22 protein-coding genes and 2 tRNA genes are annotated in these 24,448 nt (G+C 55.0%); 14 read left to right on the top strand and 10 right to left on the bottom strand.

Translation table 11 applies throughout. The features are described 5' to 3' along the window. Window positions 1–198: 198 nt before the first annotated feature. The 10 genes from ACR0CW_RS03015 (at window position 199) to ACR0CW_RS03060 (ending at window position 10,982) form a co-directional block, all read left to right on the top strand. Complete coding sequence (locus ACR0CW_RS03015; RefSeq protein ID WP_155139168.1) at window positions 199–1,560, top strand: V-type ATP synthase subunit B; 1,362 nt, start codon at window positions 199–201, stop codon at window positions 1,558–1,560. Then, window positions 1,538–2,143, top strand: a complete 606-nt coding sequence (locus ACR0CW_RS03020) for a V-type ATP synthase subunit D (protein ID WP_480786778.1) — start codon at window positions 1,538–1,540, stop codon at window positions 2,141–2,143. Before ACR0CW_RS03015 ends, ACR0CW_RS03020 begins: the two co-directional genes overlap by 23 nt. Next, window positions 2,140–3,936 carry a V-type ATP synthase subunit I gene (locus tag ACR0CW_RS03025; RefSeq protein ID WP_480786779.1) on the top strand — a complete coding sequence of 599 codons (1,797 nt, stop codon included), beginning with the start codon at window positions 2,140–2,142 and terminating at the stop codon, window positions 3,934–3,936. The genes ACR0CW_RS03020 and ACR0CW_RS03025 overlap by 4 nt, the downstream gene beginning before the upstream one ends. Further along, on the top strand, window positions 3,933–4,376 hold the full coding sequence (locus tag ACR0CW_RS03030) for an ATP synthase subunit C (protein ID WP_155139174.1): 444 nt from the start codon (window positions 3,933–3,935) through the stop codon (window positions 4,374–4,376). Before ACR0CW_RS03025 ends, ACR0CW_RS03030 begins: the two co-directional genes overlap by 4 nt. Next, window positions 4,376–5,053: a hypothetical protein gene (locus ACR0CW_RS03035; protein ID WP_155139176.1), complete on the top strand. Its 678-nt coding sequence runs from the start codon at window positions 4,376–4,378 to the stop codon at window positions 5,051–5,053. Before ACR0CW_RS03030 ends, ACR0CW_RS03035 begins: the two co-directional genes overlap by 1 nt. Before the next feature lies 1 nt (window position 5,054). After that, a complete protein-coding gene (locus ACR0CW_RS03040) occupies window positions 5,055–5,747 on the top strand; it encodes a hypothetical protein (RefSeq protein ID WP_480786780.1) in 693 nt (230 codons plus the stop codon). Next, window positions 5,744–7,585, top strand: a complete 1,842-nt coding sequence (locus tag ACR0CW_RS03045; protein WP_480786781.1) for a V-type ATP synthase subunit A — start codon at window positions 5,744–5,746, stop codon at window positions 7,583–7,585. The genes ACR0CW_RS03040 and ACR0CW_RS03045 overlap by 4 nt, the downstream gene beginning before the upstream one ends. A 132-nt stretch (window positions 7,586–7,717) precedes the next feature. Further along, entirely contained in the window at window positions 7,718–8,500 is a 783-nt protein-coding gene (locus tag ACR0CW_RS03050) for a DeoR/GlpR family DNA-binding transcription regulator (protein ID WP_367646950.1), read from the top strand. 3 nt (window positions 8,501–8,503) lie between these two features. Then, window positions 8,504–9,277 carry an inositol monophosphatase family protein gene (locus ACR0CW_RS03055; protein WP_480786782.1) on the top strand — a complete coding sequence of 258 codons (774 nt, stop codon included), beginning with the start codon at window positions 8,504–8,506 and terminating at the stop codon, window positions 9,275–9,277. A gap of 4 nt (window positions 9,278–9,281) precedes the next feature. Beyond that, entirely contained in the window at window positions 9,282–10,982 is a 1,701-nt protein-coding gene (locus ACR0CW_RS03060) for a Na/Pi cotransporter family protein (RefSeq protein WP_480786783.1), read from the top strand. Between the two features lie 71 nt (window positions 10,983–11,053). On the opposite strand, the gene ACR0CW_RS03065 is transcribed toward ACR0CW_RS03060, so the two are convergent. From ACR0CW_RS03065 to ACR0CW_RS03090, 6 genes are all read right to left on the bottom strand, one after another. Continuing rightward, a tRNA-Glu gene (locus ACR0CW_RS03065) sits at window positions 11,054–11,128 on the bottom strand. A gap of 24 nt (window positions 11,129–11,152) precedes the next feature. Further along, window positions 11,153–11,227 (bottom strand) — tRNA-Glu (locus ACR0CW_RS03070). Window positions 11,228–11,336: 109 nt separating this feature from the next. Continuing rightward, window positions 11,337–13,079 (bottom strand): single-stranded-DNA-specific exonuclease RecJ, encoded by a 1,743-nt coding sequence (gene recJ / locus ACR0CW_RS03075; RefSeq protein ID WP_480786784.1) that lies wholly within the window; start codon window positions 13,077–13,079, stop codon window positions 11,337–11,339. Window positions 13,080–13,177: 98 nt separating this feature from the next. Continuing rightward, window positions 13,178–14,155, bottom strand: coding sequence for a class II fructose-bisphosphatase (glpX, locus tag ACR0CW_RS03080; RefSeq protein ID WP_155135498.1), 978 nt, complete (start codon window positions 14,153–14,155; stop codon window positions 13,178–13,180). 71 nt (window positions 14,156–14,226) lie between these two features. After that, window positions 14,227–15,513, bottom strand: coding sequence for a homoserine dehydrogenase (locus ACR0CW_RS03085; protein WP_480738898.1), 1,287 nt, complete (start codon window positions 15,511–15,513; stop codon window positions 14,227–14,229). Between the two features lie 136 nt (window positions 15,514–15,649). Then, window positions 15,650–15,898, bottom strand: a complete 249-nt coding sequence (locus ACR0CW_RS03090; RefSeq protein WP_170332775.1) for a hypothetical protein — start codon at window positions 15,896–15,898, stop codon at window positions 15,650–15,652. A gap of 101 nt (window positions 15,899–15,999) precedes the next feature. Here ACR0CW_RS03090 and ACR0CW_RS03095 point away from each other — a divergent pair, with 101 nt between their 5' ends. After that, complete coding sequence (locus ACR0CW_RS03095) at window positions 16,000–16,587, top strand: TetR/AcrR family transcriptional regulator (protein ID WP_480786785.1); 588 nt, start codon at window positions 16,000–16,002, stop codon at window positions 16,585–16,587. 35 nt (window positions 16,588–16,622) lie between these two features. Here ACR0CW_RS03095 and ACR0CW_RS03100 read toward each other — a convergent pair whose 3' ends face one another. After that, window positions 16,623–17,534: a pirin family protein gene (locus tag ACR0CW_RS03100; protein WP_480786786.1), complete on the bottom strand. Its 912-nt coding sequence runs from the start codon at window positions 17,532–17,534 to the stop codon at window positions 16,623–16,625. 147 nt (window positions 17,535–17,681) lie between these two features. Here ACR0CW_RS03100 and ACR0CW_RS03105 point away from each other — a divergent pair, with 147 nt between their 5' ends. After that, complete coding sequence (locus tag ACR0CW_RS03105) at window positions 17,682–18,164, top strand: hypothetical protein (protein ID WP_480786787.1); 483 nt, start codon at window positions 17,682–17,684, stop codon at window positions 18,162–18,164. A 3-nt stretch (window positions 18,165–18,167) separates the two neighbouring features. Here ACR0CW_RS03105 and ACR0CW_RS03110 read toward each other — a convergent pair whose 3' ends face one another. The 3 genes from ACR0CW_RS03110 to ACR0CW_RS03120 are packed head-to-tail and all read right to left on the bottom strand — an operon-like array spanning window position 18,168 to window position 21,029. Further along, a complete protein-coding gene (locus ACR0CW_RS03110) occupies window positions 18,168–18,755 on the bottom strand; it encodes a TadE/TadG family type IV pilus assembly protein (protein ID WP_196223222.1) in 588 nt (195 codons plus the stop codon). Further along, entirely contained in the window at window positions 18,742–19,305 is a 564-nt protein-coding gene (locus ACR0CW_RS03115; RefSeq protein ID WP_155135486.1) for a TadE/TadG family type IV pilus assembly protein, read from the bottom strand. Before ACR0CW_RS03115 ends, ACR0CW_RS03110 begins: the two co-directional genes overlap by 14 nt. Then, complete coding sequence (locus ACR0CW_RS03120) at window positions 19,302–21,029, bottom strand: pilus assembly protein TadG-related protein (RefSeq protein ID WP_480786788.1); 1,728 nt, start codon at window positions 21,027–21,029, stop codon at window positions 19,302–19,304. The genes ACR0CW_RS03115 and ACR0CW_RS03120 overlap by 4 nt, the downstream gene beginning before the upstream one ends. Before the next feature lie 419 nt (window positions 21,030–21,448). On the opposite strand from ACR0CW_RS03120, the gene ACR0CW_RS03125 reads away from it, so the two are divergent. Continuing rightward, window positions 21,449–22,879, top strand: a complete 1,431-nt coding sequence (locus ACR0CW_RS03125) for a Glu/Leu/Phe/Val family dehydrogenase (RefSeq protein WP_170332783.1) — start codon at window positions 21,449–21,451, stop codon at window positions 22,877–22,879. A gap of 277 nt (window positions 22,880–23,156) precedes the next feature. Further along, window positions 23,157–24,410 (top strand): sarcosine oxidase subunit beta family protein, encoded by a 1,254-nt coding sequence (locus ACR0CW_RS03130; protein ID WP_480786789.1) that lies wholly within the window; start codon window positions 23,157–23,159, stop codon window positions 24,408–24,410. Window positions 24,411–24,448: the final 38 nt, after the last annotated feature.

Genomic DNA, 24,448 nt, shown 5'->3' on the forward strand with positions numbered 1-24,448 from the left:
ACTAAAAATTTAGTAAATGAATTTTGGAGCGCCTTTGCCTAGCCTGATCATGGTTTCAAAGCCCCCGAACATGGCAAATCATCTTCGCTTGCTTATAATTGAATTCGTTGTAAGCTGAGCGTGAAATTAAGCAGAATAATCAAGGGTTTTCACTGCGCTAATTTCGCAAAAATTCGTTTGGACTAATGAGGATAAGATATGTCCCAAAGTCTGTTGAAGTACACTCGCGTTTTGGAAATTGTCGGCGACACCATCAAGGTTCGCGTACCCGTCGACGGCTCGGCCGACTCGGAAGTTCGGTTCAATGATCTGGCCGTGATCGAGACCATTGATGGGCGAAAGACCCTGGCTCAGGTCATTTTCATTGATAGGGATGTTGTGACCCTGCAGGTCTTCTCGGGGACCAAGGGGATCTCGACCGAGGCGACAGCATCGTTTCTTGGTCACCCGATGCAGACACCGTATTCCGCAAACATATTGGGGCGCGTTTTTGATGGCGCCGGCGTTGCGATCGATGGCGGACCTGATCTTTCTGCGGAGCCTCGGATCGATATCGGTGGACCGACAGTAAACCCCGCCGAACGGGCCGTGCCCAACAAGATGATCCGAACCGATGTGCCGATGATCGATGTGTTCAACACATTGGTCGAGAGCCAGAAGATTCCGATTTTTTCGGTCTCAGGCGAGCCGTTCAACGCATTTCTGAGCCGAATCGGTATCCAGGCGGATGCCGATATTGTCGTGTTTGGCGGGCTGGGTTTGATCTTTGATGACTACCACACGTTCCGGACCTCGTTTGAGGATGCAGGTGTGTTTTCCAGAACCGTGATGTTCGTGAATCAGGCAATGGACCCCTTGGTTGAACGTCTGTTGGTACCCGATATGGCGCTGGCGGTCGCCGAGAAATTCGCGGTGGAAGAGGGTAAGCGTGTTCTGGTTCTGATGACCGACATGACCGCTTATGCCGACGCGATGAAAGAAGTCGGGATCAGTCAGGAACGTGTGCCTTCCCAGCGCGGCTACATGGGTGACCTTTATTCCCAGCTTGCGCGTCGGTACGAGAAGGCCTGCGATTATGCCAAGGGCGGATCGGTAACTGTGCTGACAGTTACGACGATGCCCGGAAATGATGTGACCCATCCTGTACCTGACAACACGGGCTACATAACCGAGGGCCAGTTTTATTTGCACTCTGGCGTGATTGATCCATTTGGCAGCCTTTCGCGCCTAAAGCAGAATGTGATTGGCAAGACCACACGCGAAGATCACGGGCAGATCATGAACACGATGATCCGGTTCTACTCAGAGAGCCGTGATGCCGCGCAAAAGCAGGCGATGGCGTTTGATCTGTCTGACTATGACCACCAGTTGCTGAAATTCGGCGATCTGTTTCGGACCAGGTTCATGGATATCAACGTTTCCATCCCACTGGAGGAGGCCCTGGATCTGGGCTGGAAAACTCTTGCCGAGTGTTTCGCACCAGAACAGTTGCTGATGAAGCAATCCCTGATCGACAAGTATTTCCCGAAGGATGCCAATGGCGCGGTTGCAGCTGAATAAATCGTCGCTCGCACGCGAGCAGACGCAGCTGAAAAGCTATGAACGGTTCCTGCCGTCGCTGGATCTGAAACGCCAGCAGTTGATGGCAGAACGTGTAAAGGCACGGGAAAACGTTCGTAAGTTACAGGATGAAGTTCAGGAACTGGCCCGACAGGTCGGGGAAAAGCTGCCTATGTTGGCTCAGCGCGGCATCGATCTGGACGGGTTGGTTGAACTCAAGGATTACCAGGTCAATGAGGTCAACGTAGTAGGGGTCAAAATGCCTGATCTCGACCGGATCGAGGTCGTAGTGCGCCCATATTCAACGCTGGCCAAACCGCATTGGGTGGATACGACTGCAAGCCTGCTGCACGACATGATCGAGGCTCGATTACGGGTCAAAGTGGCTGAGGAACGAGTTAGAATATTCGATAAGGCGGTGGCGACAATAACACAGCGGGTCAATCTGTTTGAAAAGGTTCTGATCCCGCGCGCCAAGGCCAATATCAAGAAAATCCGCATCTATCTGAGCGACGAACAGATGCAGGCTGTGGTCCGGTCGAAGATTTCCAAGCGCAAACATGCGCAGGAGGCTTTGACATGACGGTTGCCCGGCTCAAAAAGCTGTCATTGGTCGGGCCTGCTGCGCACAAGACAGCGACGCTTGAGGCACTGCAGGATCTTGGCTGCATGCATGTGCTGCCCCTTGCACCGCCCCCCAACGAACCCGAGAAGATCAGTGAGCGCGGCGCAAGAGAAGCCTACAAGGCGCTGCGTTTCTTGGCCGAGGTTTCAGATCCGAGGCGTCAGATACAACGTGATCCCGACTTTGAAATGGATGCATTCGTCAAGGACGTACGAGACCTGATGCAGCGAAGCCGCGATATGATGGATCGTCGGGATTTTCTGGCGCATCGTATCGCGCAGGTGCGTCCATGGGGTGATTTGGACTTTCCGCCCACGGATGTGTTGGCCGGTAATCGATTGTGGTTCTATCAGTTGCCGCAGAAACACCGCGACGCACTATCCAGTGTCGATCTTCCCTGGGCCGTTCTGCACGAGGATCACAGGTTTCTTTACGCTGTCCTGATCTCACCGGATGAGCCCGATGACGACATCCTGCCCATACCGCGTACGCATGTGGGATCGTTGCCGATCCACGAACTGGAAGCGCAACTGGAAGAGGCAGAGATAGCTCTGGAAGCTCTGGAGGCTGAGCGAGTTGCTCAGACCCGATACCTGACATTGATGCGGCGCAATCTTTCGGTGGCAGAAAGTGCTGCTGAGTTGGCCCATGCCACTCAAAAGGTTCGCGATGAAGAGGCAATGTTCGCGTTGCAGGGCTGGGTTCCCGAAGATCGCGTTGACGCCGTTCTGGATATGGCAAATGCCAACAAATCGGCAGTTCTGATCGAAGAGCCGACTTCGGACGACACCCCGCCAACACTGTTGGAGCAACCTGACAAACGCGCAGCTGCCGTCGATCTGGCACTGTTTTATCAGGTGCCGGGCTATAAGGATTGGGATCCGAGTGTGATCGTATCAGCCTCGTTTGCCATCTTTTTTGCGATGATTATCGCTGATGCTGGCTATGGGGTCGTTATCCTGCTTGGCCTGCTGTTCTTCTGGAAGCGGATGGGCTCAACGGTATCTCTGAGATCATGGCGTCGCTATGGGCTGATTATTTCAGGTGCAACCATTCTGTATGGGGTGATGGTCGGCAGCTACTTTGGGGCGTCCCCGGATGCGGGTTCGATCTGGGCCAAGCTTAAGGTTCTGGATATCAATAACTTCAGTGCGATGATGATGGTTTCGATCGTCGTTGGAGTGTTGCATCTGATCCTGGCCAATGCGCTGGCGGCACGTGCGGCATGGGGGCAACGCAAGGCGGTCGCTAATCTGGGCTGGATTGCTGCTTTGATCGGCGGTTTTGTCCTCTGGCTTAGCTATATGAAAGGCCAATCCCCAAATCCCGGTGCAGCGATCCTGTGCGTAGGTGTGATTGCCATCGTTCTGTTCTCAAGCGAACGCAAAATCAAAAAGCCAACGGATTGGGTGTGGCGCCTGATCGAAGGCTTGCAAAGCCTGGCAGGTGCTATGGGTGCATTTGGCGATGTACTGAGCTACATGCGTCTCTTTGCGCTGGGCCTTGCATCGGCTTCTTTGGCAATCACGTTCAACGATCTGGCCGTATCGGTGATGCATTCACTCAAAGGGCCGGGTATCTTGTTCGGGTTGCTGATCCTGATCATCGGCCACGTTCTCAACTTCGCCCTCGCGATCATGAGTGGCGTCGTTCACGGGCTACGTCTCAATTACATCGAATTCTTTAAATGGGGTCTACCGGACGAGGGCACTATCTTTCGTCCGTTTGCCCGCAAGGAGGTTCAGGAATGAATGAGCTTGTTGTCACATTGGGTTGGCTGGGCATCTACGCGCCGATGGCGCTGGGCGCTGCGGCAAGTGCCATTGGTTGTGCCATCGCGGGACAAGCCAGTATTGGCGCGATGACCGAAACCGATGGGGGATATGGCCGGTTTGTTGGCGTCTCGGCCTTTCCGTCGACGATGGTGATCTATGGCATTGTCATCATGTTCACGCTGAACCGGGACGTAACGCCCGAAAACGCGGGCGGTTTGTTTGGGATTGGGATCTTGTCGGGAATCGCACTGATGTATTGTGGCATCTGGCAGGGGCGTGCCTGTGCGGCTGCGATCAATGCTACCAAAGAGAAACCCGAGATCTTTGGTCTCGCACTTGCTCCGGCAGCGATCATCGAAGGGTTCGGAGTGTTTGCGTTTGTCTTCGCTCTGGTGATCAGCGCGGGGATCAGTTGATGGCACAGGATGGCACAATCTCTCATGGTGTCGACGCCCTGATTGACAAGTTGCGCAATGATGGGGTCGCGGCTGGTCAGGCTGAGGCGGAAAAACTGCGGTCGGACGCCAAGGCTGAGGCGGCCCGAATCGTGGCGGACGCCAAGCGCGAAGCCGAAGATTACATGAAAAAGGCACGGTCAGATTCTGACAATTATCGCGCGGCAGGCGAAGAAGCTCTGAACACCGCCATGCGAGATGCAGTTCTGACCATGAAAGCTGGATTGACCGATCGTTTCAAAGAAGATGTCGAACGGCTGGTCACCAAGGACATGGCTGATCCGGAATTGCTGAAGCAGATGATCCTCGAAGTCGTTGGGCGAGCGGCTGAGGGCGCAAATCTGGATGGCAAGGTTCAGGTCATTCTGCCAGCCAAGGTCGCGACACAGGAAGATATCAAGCAAAACGCAGATGATATTCAGTCGGGCAAATTGACCAAGTACGTGCTGGGTCTGACCGCCAAAATGTTACGGGAAAACGTAGAACTGCACGCTTCTGATGATACGCAGGAGGGAATTCGCGTTCGGGCCGAAGATCAGGGTGTTGTGCTCGATCTGACGGACAAAGCGGTAGCCTCGTTGTTGATGGAGCATCTGCAGCCGAGGTTCCGTGCAGTGCTGGAAGGCGTGATCCGCTGAGATGTCAAACCCCGACGCCTATATCTCGCTGATCTGCAGCCTGCCGGGTTCCGAGCGTTTGTTCATTGCTAAACAGCCGCCGTTGTCACGTCTTAGGCTGGATCGTCGCCTGAAGGCTTTGAAGCCTGAAGATGCGCGTGTCTTGAAGGTGCTGGAAAACGCGCTGAGCTGGAGCGCTTATGACATGGACGTTACGGATGCGCAGGCCATAGGGCGTTGTAAACAGGCGCTCAAAGAGGTCCCGCAACCGACACTGCGTAAGCTGTTCATGGAGCGCATCGAAATGCGTACCGTGATTGCTGCGATGCGTCTGCGTAAACGGGGTGAGGGGGCACCTTCCGGCGCATTCGGATTGGGCCGCTGGAGTCGTCACATTCCTGCGAACTGGAGCGATCCGGGGTTTCGATTGGAAACACCCATGCCTTGGGTGAAAGAGGCACATCAGTTGTTGGAAAGCGATGATCCGCTTGGTCTGGAAAGGCTGCTTTTGTCGGTCAGTCAAAAACAGCTCAAACGGCACGCCGCCCGCCATTTCTTCGATTTCGAAGCGGTCGCGATCTACGTGTTGATCTGGAATATATTTGATCGCTGGTCCCAAAGTAATGCCGAAGACGCGGCGAAGAGATTTGAGGCCCTGGCACAACAGGCGATGGCCAATGTCACCGATATTGATTTTGAGGGAGTAAGCGCATGACAGCCCCAACCTCATCGACCCAGACCGCAACCGCGCGCGTTGTTTCTGTGCAGGAAGGCCTTGTGCAGATTCAAGCCAACAAGGATGCTTCGGGCCAGCCAGGACAGTTGGTCAAGAACGAAGTCGTGTTCATCCTTCCAACACGTGCAGGCCCCGGTGGCCGTCAGGAGCGTCTCAAGGCCGAAGTGTTGCGGGTGCGCGGCGATACTGCGGATGTGCAGGTTTATGAGAGTACGGATGGTGTAGCGGTCGGCGATCCGGTTGAGCAGTCTGGTCAATTGCTTTCGGTTGAGCTGGGGCCGGGCCTGCTGGGGCAGGTGTTCGATGGGTTGCAGTCTCCTTTACCCAAAGTTGCCGCCGAATTCGGAACCTTCTTGCCGCGTGGTGCAGATGTTGCCCCACTGGATGATCAGGCGAAATGGTCGTTTACGCCATCCGTGAAGGTTGGTGATACGGTTAATGCCGGAGACAGTATCGGGACAGTTCCCGAGGGTCGTTTCAACCACAAGATCATGCTGCCGTTCAATTGGGCAGGTGAGTACAAAGTGGTCTGGGTACAGAAGGGCGCGGCGACGATCCACGACATCGTCGCCCGCTTAGAGGACGAGCTGGGCGGGGAACACACGCTAACCCTTTCGCAGAAGTGGCCGGTTCGGCGGGCGCTGCCAGAGAACATCCTGAAACGTACATTGTCAGAGAGGCTGTACCCAACCGAGCCCGTTCTGACGTCGCAGAGGCTGATTGATACGTTCTTCCCTATTGCACGCGGCGGGACAGCCTGTATCCCCGGGCCTTTTGGGGCGGGGAAGACCGTTCTTCAGAACCTGATCGCGCGAAATGCCAAAGTGGATATCGTAATCGTGGTGGCCTGCGGTGAGCGCGCGGGCGAAGTGGTCGAAACCATATCCGAGTTTCCCAAGATGACCGACCCGACATCTGGTGGCAGCCTGATGGACCGGACAATCATCATCTGTAACACGTCGTCCATGCCTGTGGCGGCACGTGAAGCTTCGATCTTCACCGGGATTACACTTGGCGAGTATTACCGCCAGATGGGTTATGACGTGCTTTTGATTGCTGACAGCACCAGCCGATGGGCACAGGCAATGCGGGAAACTTCCGGCAAGCTTGAGGAGATCCCGGGTGAGGAGGGGTTTCCGGCCTATCTTGAGAGCTCGATCAAAGGACTGTACGAGCGGGCCGGAGCGTTGAAGACAAATGATGGGGATCTGGGCAGTCTGACCCTGATCGGGACAGTTTCACCTGCAGGTGGTAACTTTGATGAACCTGTCACTCAGTCGACGTTGTCCACAGTCAAATGTTTCCTCGGATTGTCATCCGAGCGCGCCTACAAACGCTTTTACCCGGCGGTGGACCCGATGCTCAGCTGGTCACGCTATCTGGATCAGCTTTCCGACTGGTATGACAAAAATGCCGAACCGGGCTGGACCGGAAAGGTGCGGGACTTGCTGTCGCTCATCGAAAAGGGTGAGCAGGTCGACCAAATGATGCAGGTCACGGGCGAAGAGGGTGTCACGATTGAGGATTTCGTGACTCAGCAAAAAGCACTGTTTGTTGATATGGTTTACCTGCAGCAAGACGCCTTTGATAAGGTGGATGCTACCGTCCCGCTTGAGAGACAGAAACAGACCTTCAAGCTTGTCTATGACGTTACTCAGTCAAAGGCTGGGTTTGCGGACAAGGCCGAGGTGCGTCAAGTCTTTACTCAGCTGACAGGTTTGATGAAGAACTTCCACTATGCCGCTGAAAACACGCCGGAGTTCAAGTCTATCTGGACCCAGATCGAAGAACTCTGCCGCGAAAAATTCGGCATCTGAAGCAAAAATTCACCAAATATGTGGTAACAGCGCGATGATCAGGCAGCGATATGCCTGAATCACGGGATACGGGTTGTTGTTGACCATATTATGTGCCCTTATGTGGGGATATTTGGGAATTTGGAGCCGCCTGTGAAAAATCGCGCACCTCATACGCACCGAGAATTGGAGCTGCTGGATGTCCTGCGGCGACTTGGCGGCACAGCCCGAAATTCAGAACTGGCAAAGACCCTTGATGTGTCAGAAGAGACGGTCCGGCGTACCATCAAATCCCTGTCCAAAACTGGTGCTGTCGAGCGCGTCCATGGTGGTGCGTATCTGGCGGGAACACAGGGGGATCCCAGTTTCTTCAGCAGAATATCGCAACATTCAGATGAAAAACGGCAAATTGCGGTTCATGTTGCGAAGCTGGTGCAAAGCGGAATGACCATCTTTCTGGATGTCGGTTCGACAACGGCTTTTGTGGCCGAGGAGTTGAGGCAGATCGGAAATCTGACAATCGTCAGCAATTCCATCGGTATTGGTCAGACGCTGGCGGGAACCAACGGAAATCGTGTGCATCTGTTGGGTGGTGAATTACAGAGCGATGAACGTGGAACCTTTGGATACGTCGCCCATAGACAGGCACAGCGATATGCCTTTGACATGGTGCTGCTAAGTATAGATGCCGTCTCGGCAGAAAAAGGTTTCATGTATCGCAGCGCTGCAGAGGCTGAACTGTCTGCAATGATTGCGGAAAATGCCGATCAGGTCGTAGTCGCAACGGCGCATTTCAAGTTTGGTGAAACAGCCCCTTATGTCGGCCCAGACCCCCGGGATGTTGACCTGCTCGTATCCGACAAACTTCCCAAAGGCGCGCTGGCCAGCGCGTTAGAGGGCTGGGGTGTGAAAGCTCAAAAAGCAAGTGGAGCATAGATGATGCTCGTTCGTAATGATCATGCGGCACATGCGGTGCGTGTGTCGGAAATAGCATCAGAAACCGCGCGCGAATATTTCCGCGGGCGCCTTGGTATCGAGTTCAAGGCGGACGAAAGCCCGGTGACACAGGCCGACAAGGCTGTCGAAGCCAAAGTGCGTGAATACTTGCAGGAGCACTTTCCTGATCACGGGATCGTGGGCGAAGAACACGGTGTTCAGGGTGGCGACCGGCGCGAGATGTGGATAATCGATCCGATCGACGGGACCCGTTCTTTTCTGTCGGGTCATCCTTTGTTCGGTTTCTTGCTCGGACATCTCGTTGACGGGATTGCCGATCTGGGTGTCGTCGCAATGCCTGCACTGAATGAAGTGTTTCTTGGCGTGCAGGGGCAGGGTGCAACACTGAACGGCGAGAGTATCTCGGTCTCGGAAAAGACCCAGCTTGAACAAGCGATTTTATATGTGAATGAAGGCGACAAGCTTCATCGTGATCATCCGACTGTGTTTGATCGACTGATGCAATCGGGGCAAACGCGCCGCTTTGCCTATGATTGCTATCCGCACGCCTTGCTGGCAGCCGGGCATGTGGATGCTGTGATCGATTACGATCTTCAACCCTATGACTTCCTGCCGGTTTCGGCCCTGGTTCAAGCTGCAGGTGGCATTATGACAGATTGGGAAGGTAAGCCTTTGAATCTGAGTTCAGACGGCAAGGTAATCTCGGCAGCAACGCCGGAACTGCATACTCAGATGTTGCAGCTCGTCCACGGATAAGAAGATGGCAATAGTAAGTTTTTTGATTCAACTGGCCGGTGCCACCATGCTGCTGCTTTTTGCGGTACGGATGGTGCGTACGGGGATTGAACGCAGCTATGGCGCGTCCTTCCAGCGCGTCATGACAGGGCAGCAGAACTATGTACAGGCTTCGGGCGTGGGCATTGCAATGGCCGTTGTCCTTCAAAGTTCGGCCGCCGTTGCGTTGCTGACGTCTGGCTTTGCTGCGAGCGGACTCCTGAGCTTTCCTGTTGGTCTGGCGATTGTATTGGGCGGCGACCTCGGCTCGGCGTTGGTTATTCAGATATTGTCATTCCGAATGGACTGGCTGGTTCCACTTCTGTTGGCTGTGGGCGGGTATCTGTTCGTCAAAACAGAAGCCAAGAAAGCCCGACAGTTAGGGCGCATTCTGATGGGGATCGCCTTTATCTTGATATCGCTGCGATTTCTGCGCGAGGCGATGGATCCCATTCGTGACAGCGCGTTTCTGCCTGCCGTTGCTGACTATCTGGCCCGCGACTACATAACTGCCTTTTTGGTCGGCGGGGCGCTGGCTTTTGTCATGCACTCTTCGGTGGCCGCGATCCTGATGTGTGTCACTCTTGTCCAGATCGGAGCAATTCCGTTCGAGGCAGGTTTGTCGCTTGTCCTTGGCGCTAACTTTGGGTCGGCTTTCATTCCGGTATGGCTGAGCCGTGGTATGGAAATGCCAGCCCGAAGAATACCCTACACAAACCTCGTTCTGCGCGGCACGTGGGCGATCGTCGTACTATTTGCCTGCAACTTTGCCTTACGGTCGGGGCTGGTGGATACGCCTGGTGGAGGGCAGATGCTGGTCAGCGCGCATCTTGCGTTCAACGCATCGCTGCTTTTGCTCGCCTTGCCGATCTGTGGACGATTGCAGCCCCTGGCAGAGCGTCTATTGCCAGAGCAGCAGACCAGTGTTGATCTGGCTCAGCAGGCACGCCCAGCAAGCGCGTTGGACCCTCGCAACATCGGAAGCCCCAGTCAGGCCGTTTCCAGCCTCAAGCGTGAGCTGCTGCGCATGTGCGATCTGGTTGAGGGCATGTTCCGGCCAGCACTCGAGTTGTACCGGTCGGGTGACAAGGATCAGATACGTGCCGTGCGCGCGATGGACGGCGATGTGAACGAATGCCTGTCGGGAATTCGGGCATTTGTCGCCACGATCCCGACCGATAGCTTTGGCAAAAAGAATGCCAAACTCGCACGTGATATGATGGAATATGCCATCCGCCTTGAAACAGCCGGTGACGTTGTGGCCAAGCGACTTACCCAGTTGGCAGATGAAATGCGTAAGAAGGGGGCCACGTTCTCAAAAGAAGGCTGGTCCGAACTGCTGCAGATGCATGAGAGCATTCTGGCCAATGTGAAGCTGGCTTCGAACGTTCTGATTTCCGATGACCTCGAAAGCGCTCGCCTTCTGAGCTTGGAAAAGAGCGAGATCAAGCGAGCTGAAAGAGACAGCCGCAAGCGGCACCTGCGGCGACTACAGCACGGTACGACCGAGAGCTTTGAGACCAGCGATATTCATCTGGAAACCTTGCGGGCGTTTCGCGAGTTCAACAGCCATATCTCTGCTGTTGCGTACCCGATCCTTTATCGCCACGGTCAGTTGCTGGAGACCCGCCTGATCGAGGAGTTGCCTCAGATGGCTGAAGAGGATCTGAACGGCGCCGATAACTAGGGTGAGGAACAGTTTTTCCGGCGGGCAATATCGCCGGAGAAATCCGTACTCTGCGAGATTGTTTGGGAAAATGGTAGCCCGTAGGGGAATCGAACCCCTCTTTCCAGGTTGAAAACCTGGCGTCCTAACCGATAGACGAACGGGCCATCTGATAATGGCACAAGCACAAGTGGTAGCCCGTAGGGGAATCGAACCCCTCTTTCCAGGTTGAAAACCTGGCGTCCTAACCGATAGACGAACGGGCCACGCTGGCTTGTGGAGGGCCTTTTACGGTTTACCTCGAACCCCCGCAAGCCGAAAAATGCAGGGATGTGAAACTTTTTTACCAGATGGAATTTATGTCTGGAATCGCTGTCAATTCGCCTCGGCGGCGTCTTCAAGCCGGAGCTGGACATTCTGGCGTCCACCCCATGAATTTATCTCGAGCCGACCAGCAAAATGGAACCGGGCTCCACCATGATTTGACAGGCGTTCTCCCATCGGGCCGTCGAAAGCGCCAAAGGCGATTGCGTCTATTCCGCCGTTCATCCCATCGGATAGCGAGAGTTTCAGGTGAGATTCGCCCACACGCTTGGCAAAACGTACCTGCAGGTCAGGCAGCGCGTATCGTGGGGCAGGGGCACCTGCTCCAAACGGGCCGGCCTGTTCGATCTGCTCAATCAGATCGACGGTTGCAGCACCGGGCATGAGGGCGCCATCCAGTTTCAGATCGACAGGGCCGCCTTGACCAGCACCTTGTTTGGCCAGCAGTTCGCTCAGACGCTCCATGGCTGGTTCCAGCTTGTCACGCATAACTGTCAGGCCCGCTGCCATCTTGTGGCCACCGCCCTTGACCAGGAGCCCTTCGGCCGCCAGCCGTTGGATCGACGCGCCCAAATCCACACCAGAGACAGACCGGCCGGACCCCTTGCCCTCATCCCCATCGAAACCAATGACGATTGCGGGTCGGTTGGCGGCCTCTTTCAAACGCGAGGCGACAATTCCGACAACGCCGGGATGCCAGCCTTCACCAGCCGCCCAGACCAAAGGTGCATCCAGCCCGCGTTCTTCGGCCTGTTCCAATGCGGCCGCGCGCACGGCGTTTTCAATGTCACGGCGTTCGGTGTTCAGTTCATCCAACCGCTGCGACAAGGCTTCGGCCTCGGTCATTGAGTTTGTACTGAGCAGCCGCGCGCCCAGATCCGCCTGACCGATCCGCCCGCCGGCGTTTACACGCGGTCCGAGAAGAAAGCCAAGGTGATAGCTGTTGGGGGCGGAATCCATACGTGACACGTCTGACAGGGCCACCAAACCGGGGCGTTGACGGCGCGCCATGATCTTGAGGCCTTGCTGCACCAGTGCCCGGTTTGCGCCTATCAGTGGCGCAACATCAGCCACTGTTGCCAGCGCCACTAAATCCAACAGCGAGATCAGGTCTGGGCCTTTGATACCGGCTTCGCGCATCTGGCGCCCGGCCTCGACCAGCATCAGGAACACGACGCCTGCTGCACAGAAATAGCCCAGATCACCGCTTTCATCCTGTCGATTGGGATTCACCACCGCGACGCAATCCGGCAGCGTTTCTCCACCAAGGTGGTGATCCAAGACGATGACATCCGCGCCTTTGGCAGCAGCAATGGGTTCATGGCTCAACGTTCCGCAATCGACACAGATGATGAGGTCGTGAGACGCCGCCAGTTCCTGCATCGCAGGTACATTGGGGCCGTATCCTTCATCGATACGATCCGGAACATAGAGAGTGGCCTGCAGGCCCATCTGGCGCAGCCAAACAATCAACAGTGCTGCGGAACTGCCGCCATCCACATCATAGTCTGCAAAGACCGCAATCCGCTGCCTGCCGCGGACAGCTTGGATAAACCGTTCGGCGGCTTTTTCCATATCCTTGAGGGTGCGCGGATCAGGCAGCAGTTCCTTGAGCTTGGGTTCCAGAAATCCGCGCGCCTCCATCGGCGGTACACCGCGTCGGGCCAATACCTGACTTACAGCACGAGGAAGGTCGGCTTGCTGAACAAGCATCTCCGCGGCCCGCTCAACGTCTGCGGAAGGGCCGACCCAGCGTCGCCCCGTTAGTGACTGCTCAACTCCAAGAAAGCTCAATGTCTGCTCCCGATAAAACAAGGCCGGACCCAATCGGACCCGGCCTTATGATCTAATACAGATACTCACGCGACAGGCGAGAGTTCAAGCCATCAGCCTCAGTCGTGAGACCACATCGGAGTGCGGTAGGACATGCGGCGCACGGAACCTGTCTTCGAACGCATCAGCAAGGTGGTTGTCTCGACCCAACCCGGCTCGCGCTTGATGCGCGGTAGCAGCGAACCACCAGTTACGCCAGTTGCGGCAAAGATCACGTCCGCCGTCACCATTTCATCCCGCGAATACACGCGATCCAGATCGGTGATCCCGGCCTTGGCTGCGCGTCCGCGTTCATCATCGTTGCGGAACAGCAGGCGACCAAAGATCTGCCCGCCCATGCATTTCAGTGCGGCAGCGGCCAGAACACCCTCGGGCGCTCCGCCCTGACCCATGTACATGTCGATGCCGGTCACTTCACTTTCAGCGCAGTGCATGACGCCTGCGACGTCACCATCGGTGATCAGGCGGATCGATGCTCCGGTCTCGCGCACCTCGGCGATCATTGCCTCGTGGCGCGGGCGTTCCAGAATGCAAACGGTGATGTCTGCAGGCTCGCACCCCTTTGCCTTGGCCAGGGCCTCGACACGTTCGCGCGGGCTCATGTCCAGATTTACGACGTTTTCGGGAAAGCCCGGACCAATCGCCAATTTGTCCATATAGACGTCAGGGGCATGCAGCATCGAGCCGCGCGGACCCATTGCAATCACGGTCAACGCGTTTGGCATATCCTTGGCTGTAAGCGTGGTGCCTTCCAGCGGATCCAGCGCGATATCAACGCCGGGGCCGTTGCCGGTTCCAACCTCTTCACCGATATACAGCATCGGTGCTTCGTCCCGCTCACCTTCACCGATGACGACGACGCCAGAGATATCCAGCAGGTTCAGCTGTTCGCGCATCGCGTTTACGGCGGCCTGATCGGCAGCCTTTTCATCACCTCGGCCAACCAGCGAGGCTGAGGCCAGCGCCGCCTGTTCGGCAACCCGCGCGAGGCCCAGAGACAGCATGCGGTCGTTAAAGTCGGTTTTGGCAGCGTTCATGCGATGTAATCCTTTGGTCAGCGAAGACATTATGTCCGGCATAGCCCGCCCATGGTGCAGGCTGCAAGAGTTCAGACCTGTTCAATGCGCAGTGCGACAGGTTCGCCCGAGACAACGTCCGTGGTTCTGAGATCATCAAGCGCCAGATCCAGCGTGGCGCGGGTGGTCTTGTGTGTAACGATGAGAACTGGTGCGGTGGCTTCGGAATGTGCGTATTGGCGCATACGGTCGATTGAAACGCCTGCGTTGCCCAAAATTGCCGCCACCTTGGCGAGTGCACCGGGTTTGTCCAACAGTGCAAGGCGTAGATAGTAAGGCGCGGGCAGGCCGGTCCGTGCTGGCAACGCCTCTGTCAGAGTGTTTGCCGGGCGGCCGAAGGTCGAGATTTGCAGGCCACGCGCCAGATCACAGACATCACCCATAACGGCGCTGGCAGTTGGACCTTCACCGGCACCGGGGCCGCGCAGAACGACCTGTTCAACAGCGTCACCTTCGATCACGACCATATTCGTTCCGCCTTCGAGCTGACCCAGAGGTGAATCGCTTGGGACAAGGCAGGGCTGCATCCGTTGTTCCAGGCCGCGGGCAGAGCGTTGCGCAACACCCAGCAGCTTGATGCGATAGCCCATATCGGCGGCCTGATGGATGTCATCGAGGCTGATATGCTGGATACCTTCGATCTCAATGCCGTCGAAGTTCGGCTTTGTCCCGAAGGCAATTGAGGACAACAGAGCCAGCTTGTGCGCCGCGTCAATACCACCTACATCAAGGTTGGGATCAGCTTCGAGGTAACCTAGTTCGGCGCATTCCTCGAACAGCGCGTTGTAGCCCAGTTCCTGCGATTGCATGCGGGTCAGGATATAGTTGCATGTGCCGTTCATCACACCCATGACGCGCGTGATTTCGTTACCGGCCAGACCTTCGGTCAAGGACTTGATGATCGGGATGCCGCCTGCGACGGCTGCCTCGAACCTGATCACTCGTCCAGCATCTTCGGCGGTTTCAGCCAGTTCCTGACCATGGATCGCCAGCAGCGCCTTGTTTGCGGTCACGACATCCTTGCCGCTGGCAAGTGCGGCCTCGACCGAAGCTTTGGCCGGCCCGTTTTCACCGCCCATGAGCTCTACGAAAACGTCGATGTCATCCCGTTTGGCCAACGCCACAGGATCGGTTTCCCAAGCATATTCAGACAGGCTTACGCCGCGATCCTTGTTTGGGTCGCGCGCCGAAACAGCAACGATTTCGATGGGGCGGCCCGTACGCGCCTGCAGCAGATCGCCATGACGGCGTACAATCTTCACGACACCAATGCCCACGGTTCCCAAACCCGCAATTCCAAGCCGCAGCGCCTTTGTCATTCCGTGGGTCCTTTCCGCTCGATCTGCCGTATTAGACGAAACGTCCTTTGCAGGCTGCCTTAGCGGGTTCGGGGCAGGGGTGCAATGCGTCATGCACCAGCAAAGCCGGTGAATTTTCTGTGTCAGAATCGGTGTGTCAGTTGATTTCAGCGGCCTGTAGAGCTGCGGCTTTCTTAGCCAGTTCTTCACTGCGGGAGGTCAGTTCCTCTTCGACCTCAGATGCCTCGCTGACGGGATCAACAGGGGTGCCAAGTGTTTCCTCAAGCGGGACGAGCTTGGGATAAGCCGCATTGCGGATGGATGGGGCCTCTTTCCCTTCCAACTCGGGAATATCCGTACATCCGGCGAATGCCAGTAACAGGGTCAGCAGAGATATGTGTTTCATGACCAGCCTTTCGGGGATGCGTCCGGGTTCTGTGATGCATCTTTTACGAAGCTGGTTCAAGCAGGCTTCTATCTGAACATTTGTTCATATACGGTGGCCTTATGGCACGTACTCAAGGTTCTCATTCTGACATAACAGGCCCGCGTATCCGGCAGGCAGCGCTGAGGCTTTTTGCCCGGCACGGCTATGCTGCGGTTTCCATGCGTCAGATCGCTGGTGAAGTCGGTGTACAGGCGGGGGCGTTGTACAACTACACGCCAGACAAGCAGAGCCTGCTCTTCCGCCTGATGCAGCAGCATATGCAAGACCTGCTTGCGGCTTACAACGATCTGGAGAAACAACCAGATGCCCTTGGCGCTTTACGTCAGTTCGTGGGCTTTCATATCCGGTTCCATCTTGAACGGCCTGATGAGGTTTTCATCGCTTATATGGAGCTGCGGAATCTCTCGCCCGAGAACTTTACCGAGATCGAAGCGCTGCGCCGCAGCTACGAAGACTCACTGGAGAATGTTCTGCGAGAGGGTCAGCAAGAAGGCCTGTTCTCGATCGCAGATACCAAGATCGCCACTCTGGCGGTGATCGCCATGCTGAACGGCGTCATGACATGGTATCGGTCGGGTGGGCGATTGTCGTTGGATGAGGTTGAGCTGATCTATTGGGATATGGTGCGCAAAGCAGTCACATCCTGAAAATGCCCGACCAAAGATGGCCGGGCATTCGGGTTCTAGTGCGCAGGCTGAATGAAAGTTCCATTTCGCAATTCACGAAAAGCCTTCTCCAGTTCTGATCGCGTGTTCATGACAATTGGACCATGCCATGCCACCGGTTCATTGATCGGAGCACCAGATATCAACAGAAATCGAACGCCTTCGGGCCCGGCCTGAACCGTGACTTCATCCCCTGTTCCAAATCGGACCAGAGTACGGTCGCCGGACATATCGCGAATGTTGACTTCTTGTCCCGCGACTTCTTTTTCAAGAAGGATACCAGTTGGTTGCGATGCATCGGCAAACGCAGCTTGCCCTTCAAAAACATAAGCAAACGCCCGGCGGTAAGTGTCTATGCGGAAAGTTTTTTTCACTCCCGCTGGAATTGAGATGTCCAGATATTGTGGATCAGCTGCAATCCCATCAACTGGCCCGGTTTGCCCCCAGAATTCCCCAACGATGATCCGAACTATAGTACCGTCATCATCGGTGACCTCAGGGATTTCTTTGCTTTGAACGTCTTGGTACCGCGGAGCAGTCATCTTCTGCGCAGAGGGAAGATTGCCCCAAAGCTGAAACCCGTGCATCTGGCCATTTGTGTTTCCGCTAGGCATTTCCTGATGCAGGATTCCTGATCCGGCAGTCATCCACTGGACATCACCTGCGCCCAGAGAACCGCTATTGCCCAGCGAGTCGCTATGTTCGACCGTGCCTGACAGCACGTAAGTTATTGTCTCGATCCCGCGATGCGGATGCCAGGGGAATCCTGCCTGATAGTCCTCTGGCCGCTCGTTTCTGAAATCGTCGAACAGAAGAAAAGGATCCAGCTCGGAAGGGTCCTGAAATCCAAAGGCTCGGTGTAGTTTGACGCCTGCACCCTCCATGGTTGGAACGGCTTTGCGTGTTTCTAATGTTGGTCTGAGGGACATAGCGACCTCCTGCTTGTACGAGCACTATGTATTTCGTGCAATCGTGCGGTCAATTTGCACTCGGGCACTACATCTGTGCAAATTTGTTCGTTTCATTTCGAGGTCTGTTGTCCGGCTGCAAAAGTCGCTAAACGACAAGGAAATCAGATGGAGACGACTATGCAGGACGAAGTGCTGGCAACAGTTGAGGCATCCGCGCCCAGACGTTGGATTGGGGTAGGGATGCTGACAACGGTTGGGGTGTTGGTTCTGTACGTAGCGCTTGCCTCGCCCCCAGCATTGGGGTGGCAATTGTTCCTGATTGTTGTCGGTGGGGCTGCGTTCTGGCTGGCCTATCGCATGTGGTTTGCAACCGCAGACCGGATCGAATTGACTCAATCGGAAATCAGAACAGGTTCCGGCCACAAGATTGCAGATGTGCAGGATATTGAGAGCGTGGATCGCGGGGTTTTCGCGTTCAAGCCGTCCAATGGATTTCTGATCCGTACCAAGACGTCAACCGGTGCCCGATGGGAACCCGGCCTTTGGTGGCGACTGGGGCATCGGGTCGGCGTAGGCGGGATGACCGCCGCCGCCGAAACCAAATTCATGTCAGAGATTCTGTCCGCGATACTCGCCGAAAGGGGATGACCCTTAGCAGTTGTTCTCAGCGTTGATGTTGTCGAACACACGCGGGTGCGTGAAAACAAAGTTGTTCATGTAGTAGGGCGGGCGCGTGACAAGCAGCTTGAAAGGCGGGCGATAGAGGTTGCTTGTTTCGACCACGATCATCTTGCCATTGTCTGGCATAGTGGGCAGACGGTCTTCGAGCTGATGAATGTTGCCGTTGTCCCACTTGGTGGTAAAGTCAGCACCTCGGGCGCAGGACCACAAGACATAGTGGCGCTTGTCAGGTTTGTCGTAGCGCAGGAATGAGATGCGCATGTTCATGTCAGACCGCTCTTCGACCATATTCTGCATCAAAGAATACAGCGTTTCGACATAAGTGGACGTAATGGTGCCGCGTTCACGAGAGATGATATCTGCTACTGCATAAGCGGCTTTCAGATTTCTCGCACTTTGGTGATAGCTGTTGAAGAACGTGTAGGATGCGGTCAGAGACCAGAACAGGACCGGCACCATCAACACTGCTTCGATCGTAATCAGGCCATCCTCGCTACGTTTGAAACGCTTGAGGTGGATCCGTAGTTTTCTGACGATTGAACTATTAAGCAGGCTCATGGACGAATACCGTTGTGGAATGTAATTCGAATTGACCGCTGGCATTCTCCCTGACGCCCTGGCCCAGGATTGTACTGATCCAAACGGGAGCAACCTCCATACATGCACGAATGATCATCAACTCGTTGGATGCACCCGCTTCAAAGACCCGATCCTCAGGTTTCCGGACTTCCTCAGGCGTGTCCGCGCAAAGTGGAGTTTGATTCAAATTCTGCGCTGCCAAAGAAGAGAAGGGGTCGAGTGATTTCATCTCCAGAGACAGGTTAGCGCCGCAATCGGGAAGAAGTCGAGCGCGGTCACAGATCATATCTTTGAGCAGGTCATGCTTCCACTCGGTCTCGCCTGCAGGCAATCGGTTCAGCCGTACTTCGCGGATGGTTTCGTCCAGCGCACGTTCGAGATTTGCGTGATGGAACGACATTAAACCCAGATCAACGCCGGAGTAGGTTACCCAGATAAAGAAGGGAAACCAGAACAGCAGTTCAATCGTGGCGCTGCCGTCTTCGCGACGCCGAAACCGGCGCAGCCATATGGTCGCGCGGCGGATCATTGGGTCAACCGCAGGTTCTGAATTGTCGAACCGATCGAGGCAAAGACGTCAACGATATCCTCATTGGATGCCTCGTAATATGCACCGTCGTCGCTGATGCAGTATTTCAGCAGATTTTTAGCCGCTGTTGGGGCGTCAAAGGCGATTGAGAACGTGATGACCTTCTCTTCCTTTGCTTTGTCACACAGGGATCTGACACGCGGGTCTTTGTCCGGCTGATCGAGTTCGTCCGATGCAGCATAGTACCAGTCATAGGCATAGCTTGAACCGTAAGCATCGTAGAACATCTGATAGATACGATACTTGGTCGTACGTTTCCAAAGGTCTGGCCACGACAGCTCTACAACATCGGTGCCTTCTGACTTTTCTCTGGATCGGCTTCGGTTCATCGAATAGCAGGTACCGTTGCTGTAAGATGTGCATTGGTATTGCATATACTTCCTATTGCCTTCCCCATAGGCGTGATCCTGACGCTCGTCTCTCGCCCAATACCAACCTCTGCTAGAGTTGTATTCCGTCATCTCAACATCAGGCCAAATATAGTTGCTTTGATCGCGGTCGTAGAAGGAATAGATATCGTCAGATGCATTCCACCAGACGTCAGATGTACCCTGATGATATGGCGGGAGGACCAAATGCTGCTTGGTATTTGCCCCGTCAGTCATCAGCACAACAACTTTCAGCGTATCCGCACTTTTGTTTGGTGCAGGGCGCGCTTTGAACTCTGTCGGGATATGACCGTCTTTGGACATTTCATTGGTCAGGTAACGGAAGCTCTCGTCCAATAGCGTCAGACCCCATTTCAGACCTACATCGATAGATGTCCAGCCATCCGCCTGCAGCAAGGCAATCTCATCCTTTAGCTTTTGAGCGTCCTTTTGCATGATCGTGATTTCACGATGGCTCGTGGCTGTGTTTGGCAAGCATGTGTAGCTTGTTACCACGCCGTTAGAGGGCCGATAGTCTGCATTTCCTGAATCGGTAAAGTGAAGTGTTTTGGGAATTGGCGTACCAACGCGGACGACTTGGCCGCTGTTTGGATCTTTGGCGTCAAAATTGTCAAAAGTTGTTGTTGTGAAGTCACCGCTGTTAAAGTCGATACAGTTGGCGATGTCGTTTTCACCTTCAGTTTTAAGCAGATCCATCAGGTAACTGGGTATCGCAACCTGTTCGGAATAGGGCACGATCGAGATCGACAATTTGCCGTCCTCGGACTTGTTGATCATCTCGTCGATAAAATTGTTGGCTGCTTTCTTGAGGTTGGTCAGCTTGGTGCCGCGCATCGAGCCCGAGACGTCCAGAACCAGCGAAATTTCCACGTTGCCGATCGACTCTTCAGCCACGCTGGACGCGACGCTGGCGATTGTTTCAACACCGCGCCACTTCATGAAGTGCATTTCGATGTCCATCTTCGCGCTCGCTTCGACGCGGCGATAGCCTTCAAGCACCACCGCTTGCGATCCGCAGGTCTCCGGCTCGACTATGGGTTCTCCCACCAGATACTGATCCAGACCTTCCTTTTTGAGGTAGTCTTTCACAACGTCTTTCGGGCACAAATCCTGATCAAGGTCGGCAGCGGCAAGAACTGCCCGGTCCAGGGCATACTGCAGTTTGGCGCGCTCGCGATCATATCGCATGACATCCACGGCAAATCCTGCTGCAACAAAAACGATCATTATGAGGAACAGTGTGAGTATGGTCATCGCGCCGCTTTCCGACGCCATGAATGCCTCCAGCCATTTTGGGCGAGCGCTCTTCAGGCTGGGCTTATTGAATCTAGACTTCCAATCAAAATTTCTCATAACGAGTCCCCTTGGCGGCCACGCACACGGATACGGCACGCTGAAACCAGACCTTCGCAACTTTAATAATTTAGATGTGGAACGTGGCGAGATTTGGGCGGATTCGACACTATGTTGCTATTATTGAATGGAAATTGGCTTTAGTTCGCACGCTCTCTGTGCGTTTGTTTCGTCGGTAGGGACAATGCGCTTCTATTTGTTAACCACAGCGACTCGCCGGTAAGCGGCGAAACGGGTTGTTTATTTTTTGATGAAAAAAAGTGCAGTTGGCGATTGCAGTGATCCGTTAGGGGTGCGACAAAACGTCAATATGTAAGTCATTTACCTGCACGGAGGATTTTATGACGCCCATCAATGAACCCAGCTTTCGTGAAAGTGTTGATCTGATGTTTAACAGGGCTGCGTCCCTGATGGACCTGCCGCCGGGGCTGGAGGAAAAGATCCGGGTGTGCAACGCCACCTATACCGTGCGATTTGGCGTTCGCCTGCGCGGGCAAATCCACACTTTCACTGGTTATCGATCTGTTCATTCCGAACATATGGAGCCGGTAAAGGGTGGTATTCGCTATGCCACGGCGGTGAATCAGGATGAGGTTGAAGCCCTTGCAGCGCTGATGACGTATAAATGCGCGTTGGTCGAAGCGCCGTTTGGTGGATCAAAGGGTGGATTGTGTATTGATCCGCGTCAGTATGAAGAACATGAACTGGAGCAGATCACCCGTCGTTTCGCCTATGAGCTGGCAAAACGTGACCTGATCAATCCGTCTCAGAACGTGCCTGCTCCTGATATGGGAACGGGTGAGCGTGAAATGGCTTGGATCGCTGACCAATACGCTCGGATGAACACTACGGACATCAACTCGCGTGCTTGCGTTACCGGTAAGCCGTTGAATGCTGGCGGTATCGCGGGGCGCGTAGAAGCAACCGGTCGCGGTATTCAATACGCCTTGCGCGAGTTTTTCCGTCACCCCGAGGACGTCAAGAAAGCGGGAATGTCCGGGAAACTGGATGGCAAGCGCGTGATCGTGCAGGGGTTGGGCAACGTGGGCTACCACGCCGCCAAGTTTCTGAGCGAAGAAGACGGCTCTCGCATCGTGGGTATTATCGAATGGGATGGTGCACTCTATAATCCCGACGGGATTGATGTGGAGGCTGTACGCCAGTGGATCGTCAAACATGGCGGTGTAAAAGACTATCCGGATGCGACCCACACCGCCGAAGGTGGTGCAGTTCTGGAGCAGGAATGTGACATCCTGATCCCGGCGGCGCTGGAAGGTGTAATCAACTTGTCCAATGCAGAGAACATCAAGGCACCGTTGATCATCGAGGCCGCAAATGGACCGGTGACGGCGGGTGCAGATGAGATCCTTCGCAAGAAGGGCACCGTTATTATCCCCGATATGTACGCCAACGCGGGTGGTGTGACGGTCTCCTACTTTGAATGGGTCAAGAACCTTAGCCATATCCGGTTCGGTCGCATGCAGCGTCGCCAGGAAGAGGCGCGGCATGAGCTGATCGTCAGCGAACTGGAACGGCTTGATCGCTACCTCGGCGATGCATGGTCTATGTCTCCGGACTTTAAGGCCAAGTATCTGAAAGGTGCGGATGAGCTTGAACTGGTGCGGTCAGGCCTCGATGACACCATGCGGATCGCTTATCAGTCGATGAGCGAGGTTTGGCATGACCGGGCTGACGTCGATGATTTGCGGACTGCTGCCTATATCGTGGCGATTGACCGCGTGTCGAAAAGCTACCGCGCAAAAGGTCTGTAACTGAAAACGAGCGACAATCGGCTTGGAATTGGTGAGCCGATTGTCGTTTTTCTTGAACTATGCGCAACACCAGGCAGAGAATACTGTCTGATGTGGTTAACTATCAGATTTATATATCTTTCATTCGATGCTGACTTGCAAAGCGTAAGTCGTGATGCCCATTTTTTTGGTCGCCGATAGACAAGTTCTTGTCGAAAACAGAGGCGGAACCGTTTCACCGCATTGCTACTGCTTTCGGGAGTTGGTTTGATGCCGACGAACTCGCAGGGAGATCTGAATGCGTTTTTCCGGCTTACGCGTCCTCAAAGAGGGTTTGACTGGTAACAAAGGGTGGACGCCTCATTGGCGCGATCCTGAGCCGAAAGCTGAGTATGACATCGTCATCATCGGCGGCGGCGGTCACGGTCTGAGCACCGCGTATTATCTGGCCAAGGAACATGGCCTGACAAATGTTGCGGTGCTTGAGAAGGGCTACATCGGTGGCGGCAACATTGGTCGAAACACGACGATCGTGCGCGCCAACTACTTCCTTCAGGGAAATTCCGAGTTCTATTCACATTCGCTGAAGCTGTGGGAAGGGCTGGAAGAAGATCTGAACTACAACGTCATGCATTCGCAGCGCGGCATCATCAACCTGTTCCATTCCGACGGCCAGCGGGACGCAGCTGCACGTCGTGGAAACATGATGATCAGTCAGGGCGACGACGCCGTATTGCTGGGGCGGGACGAGCTGAAATCAATGCTGCCGTACCTCAATTACGACAATTTGCGCTTTCCGATTTACGGCGGCCTTTATCACGCGCGTGGTGGGACCGCCCGTCACGATGCTGTGGCATGGGGATACGCGCGCGGGGCGGATCAACGTGGTGTTGATCTGATTCAGAACTGCGAGGTTACTGGAATTGACATCGAAAACGGTGTGGTTCGTGGTGTGCAGACCTCTCGCGGTCCGATCCGGGCTAAGAAAGTCGCTATGGTAACGGCTGGGCGTTCGGGGCAGGTGGCCGCGATGGCGGGAATGCGACTGCCGGTCGAAAGCCATGTTTTGCAGGCCTTTGTGACCGAAGGGCTGAAGCCCTGTATCGATCACGTCGTCACCTTCGGCATGGGGCATTTCTACATCAGCCAGTCGGACAAGGGTGGCCTTGTCTTCGGTGGTGATCTTGATTTCTACGCGTCTTACGCCGCACGCGGCAATTTGCCGACGGTCGAAAGCGTTATGGAGGCCGGTGTCACGCTTATGCCGATGATCTCAAAGGCCAAGGTTCTGCGATCGTGGGGTGGGATCATGGACATGTCGCCTGATGGTTCTCCGATTATCGATACAACGCATATTGAGGGGCTCTACCTGAATTGCGGCTGGAACTACGGTGGTTTCAAGGCCGTACCAGGATCGGGCAACGTGTTCGCGCATCTGATCGCCACGGGGCAGTACCACGAGAATGCAACTGGCTTTCGACTGGATCGGTTCCGGACAGGGCGTGGGATCATAGATGAAGAGGGCAAAGGCTCTCAGCATAACCTGCACTGAGGTTGGGTAGATGCAGTTTCACAACAAAGTACAGCAAG

Source organism: Ruegeria sp. CH6 (genome assembly GCF_056537005.1).

What these genes read in the sequence shown, in the direction of transcription:
- ACR0CW_RS03045 (WP_480786781.1), top strand. Translation starts at nt 5,744, where the DNA reads ATGACAGCCCCAACCTCATCGACCCAGACCGCAACCGCGCGCGTTGTT.
- ACR0CW_RS03105 (WP_480786787.1), top strand. Translation starts at nt 17,682, where the DNA reads ATGGAGACGACTATGCAGGACGAAGTGCTGGCAACAGTTGAGGCATCC.
- ACR0CW_RS03125 (WP_170332783.1), top strand. Translation starts at nt 21,449, where the DNA reads ATGACGCCCATCAATGAACCCAGCTTTCGTGAAAGTGTTGATCTGATG.
- ACR0CW_RS03025 (WP_480786779.1), top strand. Translation starts at nt 2,140, where the DNA reads ATGACGGTTGCCCGGCTCAAAAAGCTGTCATTGGTCGGGCCTGCTGCG.
- ACR0CW_RS03110 (WP_196223222.1), bottom strand. Translation starts at nt 18,755, where the DNA reads ATGAGCCTGCTTAATAGTTCAATCGTCAGAAAACTACGGATCCACCTC.
- ACR0CW_RS03090 (WP_170332775.1), bottom strand. Translation starts at nt 15,898, where the DNA reads ATGAAACACATATCTCTGCTGACCCTGTTACTGGCATTCGCCGGATGT.
- ACR0CW_RS03020 (WP_480786778.1), top strand. Translation starts at nt 1,538, where the DNA reads ATGGCGCGGTTGCAGCTGAATAAATCGTCGCTCGCACGCGAGCAGACG.
- ACR0CW_RS03085 (WP_480738898.1), bottom strand. Translation starts at nt 15,513, where the DNA reads ATGACAAAGGCGCTGCGGCTTGGAATTGCGGGTTTGGGAACCGTGGGC.
- ACR0CW_RS03095 (WP_480786785.1), top strand. Translation starts at nt 16,000, where the DNA reads ATGGCACGTACTCAAGGTTCTCATTCTGACATAACAGGCCCGCGTATC.
- ACR0CW_RS03040 (WP_480786780.1), top strand. Translation starts at nt 5,055, where the DNA reads ATGTCAAACCCCGACGCCTATATCTCGCTGATCTGCAGCCTGCCGGGT.
- glpX (WP_155135498.1), bottom strand. Translation starts at nt 14,155, where the DNA reads ATGAACGCTGCCAAAACCGACTTTAACGACCGCATGCTGTCTCTGGGC.
- ACR0CW_RS03035 (WP_155139176.1), top strand. Translation starts at nt 4,376, where the DNA reads ATGGCACAGGATGGCACAATCTCTCATGGTGTCGACGCCCTGATTGAC.
- ACR0CW_RS03120 (WP_480786788.1), bottom strand. Translation starts at nt 21,029, where the DNA reads ATGGCGTCGGAAAGCGGCGCGATGACCATACTCACACTGTTCCTCATA.
- ACR0CW_RS03030 (WP_155139174.1), top strand. Translation starts at nt 3,933, where the DNA reads ATGAATGAGCTTGTTGTCACATTGGGTTGGCTGGGCATCTACGCGCCG.
- ACR0CW_RS03115 (WP_155135486.1), bottom strand. Translation starts at nt 19,305, where the DNA reads ATGATCCGCCGCGCGACCATATGGCTGCGCCGGTTTCGGCGTCGCGAA.
- ACR0CW_RS03015 (WP_155139168.1), top strand. Translation starts at nt 199, where the DNA reads ATGTCCCAAAGTCTGTTGAAGTACACTCGCGTTTTGGAAATTGTCGGC.
- ACR0CW_RS03055 (WP_480786782.1), top strand. Translation starts at nt 8,504, where the DNA reads ATGCTCGTTCGTAATGATCATGCGGCACATGCGGTGCGTGTGTCGGAA.
- ACR0CW_RS03060 (WP_480786783.1), top strand. Translation starts at nt 9,282, where the DNA reads ATGGCAATAGTAAGTTTTTTGATTCAACTGGCCGGTGCCACCATGCTG.
- ACR0CW_RS03100 (WP_480786786.1), bottom strand. Translation starts at nt 17,534, where the DNA reads ATGTCCCTCAGACCAACATTAGAAACACGCAAAGCCGTTCCAACCATG.
- ACR0CW_RS03130 (WP_480786789.1), top strand. Translation starts at nt 23,157, where the DNA reads ATGCGTTTTTCCGGCTTACGCGTCCTCAAAGAGGGTTTGACTGGTAAC.